The sequence below is a fragment of the Plantactinospora alkalitolerans genome (assembly GCF_015690345.1).
Classification (GTDB): domain Bacteria; phylum Actinomycetota; class Actinomycetes; order Mycobacteriales; family Micromonosporaceae; genus Plantactinospora; species Plantactinospora alkalitolerans.
Map to the genome: position 1 here is coordinate 1 of NZ_JADPUN010000441.1, position 2,167 is coordinate 2,167.

At 68.7% G+C, this 2,167-nt stretch carries 1 protein-coding gene; it reads right to left on the bottom strand.

Annotated elements, in window-relative coordinates:
- On the bottom strand, positions 1–2,167 hold a 2,167-nt coding region (locus I0C86_RS45335), incomplete at both ends, for a type I polyketide synthase (protein ID WP_196207012.1).

Here is a 2,167-nt window from a genome sequence, read left to right on the forward strand (position 1 = left end):
TCGACTTCACCGACCGCAGCCACACCGGCCGGTCCACCGACCGGTCCCGTCCGTAGGTCGCCAACAGGGCCTGCGCCTCGATCGGATCACCCAACCGGGTTCCCGTCCCGTGCGCCTCCACCACATCAACCCCACCGGGCTGCACTCCCGCGGCCGCCAACGCCTGCCGGATCACCCGCTGCTGCGCCGGCCCGTTCGGCGCCGTCAACCCGTTCGAGGCACCATCCTGATTCACCGCCGAACCAGAAACCACCGCCAGCACCGGCCGTCCCGCCGCGACCGCCCCCGACAACCGCTGCAACACCCACACACCCACACCCACGGACCACGCCGTCCCGTCCGCCCCCGCCGCGAACGCCTTACACCGCCCATCAACCGACAACCCACGCTGCCGCGAGAAATCAACAAAAGCCCCCGGCGTGGCCATCACCGTCACCCCACCGGCCAACGCCAACGACGACTCACCCCGCCGCAGACTCTCACACGCCAGATGCACCGCCACCAACGACGACGAACACGCCGTGTCCACCGTCACCGCCGGCCCCTCCAACCCGAAGTGGTACGCCACCCGACCAGACGCGATGCTGCCCCCGACACCGAGGAATCCCTCCATGTTGTCGACGGCCTGGTGAACCACGGAGGTGTAGTCGTGGTACATCACTCCCGCGAACACGCCGGTACGGCTGCCGCGCAGCGAGTCCGCGGCGATGCCCGCCCGTTCGAACGCCTCCCACGAGGTCTCCAACAGCAACCGGTGCTGCGGATCCATCGCGGTCGCCTCGCGCGGACTGATCCCGAAGAACTCCGCGTCGAACAGATCCGCGTCATACAGGAAGCCACCACGACGGGTGTACGACGTCCCCTGGTGGTCCGGATCGTCGTGGAACAGATTCTCCAGATCCCAACCCCGGTCCGTCGGGAACTCCCCCATCGCCTCACCGCCGGAGTCCAGCAACTGCCACAGACCATCGGCGTTCCGGATCCCACCCGGAAGCCGGCACGCCACACCCACGATCGCGATCGGCTCCGCAGCCGAATCCTCGTCCGTATTCACCCGCGCCGTCGGCGTATCCACCGGCTCGCCCAAGGAGCCCGTCACCGTACGGAAGAGGTGATCCGTGATCGCCGTGGGGGTCGGGTAGTCGAAGATCAACGTTGCTGGTAGTCGTAGTCCCGTTGCCGTGTTCAACCGGTTCCGCAGCTCCACCGCCGTCAACGAGTCGAATCCCAACTCGGTGAACGGCCGCTCCGGATCGACGGCGTCCACATCCTCGTGCGCCAACACCACCGCCGCCGTACGACGCACGACGTCCAGCAGCATCAACCGCTGGTCCGCCTCACCCAGCCCGAGCAACCGATCAACCAGCCCGTTACCACCGCCGGTATCGACGACCACCGTCGGCGCCGACCGGGTCCGTACCCGTACCAGCCCCGCGAACAACGCCGGCAACTCGCCCAGCTGTGCCAGTTCCCGCAACGCCGACAGGTCCAACCGCAGCCCCAACACCTGCGAACGGTCCACCACCAACGCGGCGTCGAACAACGCCAACCCCTGCTCCACCGGCAACACCGCGACACCGGCGCGACCCAGCCTGGCCCGTTCCACCTCTCCCAGACCGGCCGTCATCGCGCTGTCCGCATCCCACAACCCCCAACCCACCGACACCGCCGGCAACCCCCGCGCCCGCCGCCACGCCGCCAACCCGTCCAGGAACCCGTTCGCCGCCGCGTAGTTCGCCTGCCCCGCGTTACCCACCGTCGCGGCCACCGAGGAGAACAACACGAACCCCGCCAACGGCAGACCGGCGGTCAACTCGTGCAACACCCACGCCCCGGTCACCTTCGGCCGCAACACCGAGTCCAACCGGAACGTGTCCAGTCCCTCGACCGTCACGTCGTCCAACACACCCGCGGCGTGAACGACCGCCGTCAACGGCCGGGACCCCAACGACCCCAGCAGATCCACGACCGCCGCCCGATCCGTCACATCACAGGCCACCACCTGAACCGACTCCGCACCCAGCCCCACCAACTCGTCCCGCAACCCCACCGACCCCTCGTCCAACCCCCGGCGAGAGGTCAACACCAGATGCCGCACCCCGTGCACCGACACCAACCGCCGCGCCACCAGGGCACCCAGAACCCCAGTCCCACCCGTCACCAACAC